General features: G+C 64.8%; 1 protein-coding gene. It reads right to left on the bottom strand.

All coding sequences use genetic code 11. From position 1 onward, the window contains the following. Window positions 1–895, bottom strand: an 895-nt coding sequence (locus NKH28_RS34310) for a transposase (protein WP_352981463.1), incomplete at both ends; no start/stop codon positions are given.

Below are 895 nucleotides of genomic sequence, written 5' to 3' on the forward strand. Positions count from 1 at the left end.
TCGCGGGCCATGTCGCGCGCGCCCTCATAGATCGAGCGCAGCACCTTGCGCGCCGGCTCCTTCGGGCAACAGCTGGGCTTCAGGGCACAGGCGTCGCAATCCAGCTTGCTGGCGCGATAGCGCATCATGCCATTCTCGTCGACGAGAGGGTGTGGCATCCGATAGGTCTTCTGGCGCTGCCTGAGCGTCTTCCCGCCAGGACAGATGTATGTATCGGCCTTATGGTCGTAGGTGAAGTCGTCGCGCGAGAAGGTGCCATCCTTGCGCCTAGACTTGTCGAAGACCGGGATATGCGGCTCGATCCCACGCTCATGCACCAACCAGTTCAGCATTTCGGCCGAGCCGTAGCCGGTGTCGGCAATCAGCCGCTCCGGCCAGAGGCCGAGCTCGTCGTGCGCCCGCTCGATCATAGTCTTGGCGGCCGTCACCTCGGCTTGGCGCACCGCGGTCGAGGGCTCCACGTCCACGATGATGGCGTGCTCCACGTCGATCAAATAGTTCGTGCAATAGGCATAGACGGCTGGGCCACCCCAAGCGGCAGTCCAGCGCGCGGCGGGATCAACAGGGGAGACGAACTTGGGCTCCACCGGCGTGGCGGCCCCGAAGGCGGCGTCATCCAGAGTGGCGAGATACTCAGCCACGGCCCGCTTGGCTTTGGGATTGAGGTCCTCGGCCGTTTCGATCCCGCGCTGACGATGGGCGTCGGCGACGATCATGCTGGCATCGACCGCAAAGCCTTCGCCGCCGACGAGCCCTTCAGCTATGCAGCGCCGGACGACGGTCTCGAACAGTTCGCGCAGCAGGTCGGCATCGCGGAAGCGGCCGTGGCGGGTCTTGGAGAAGGTTGAGTGGTCAGGCACATCACCCTCGAGGCCAAGCCGGCAGAACCACCGAT

Source organism: Mesorhizobium sp. M1227, from assembly GCF_040318315.1.
In the GTDB taxonomy this organism is placed as follows: domain Bacteria; phylum Pseudomonadota; class Alphaproteobacteria; order Rhizobiales; family Rhizobiaceae; genus Mesorhizobium.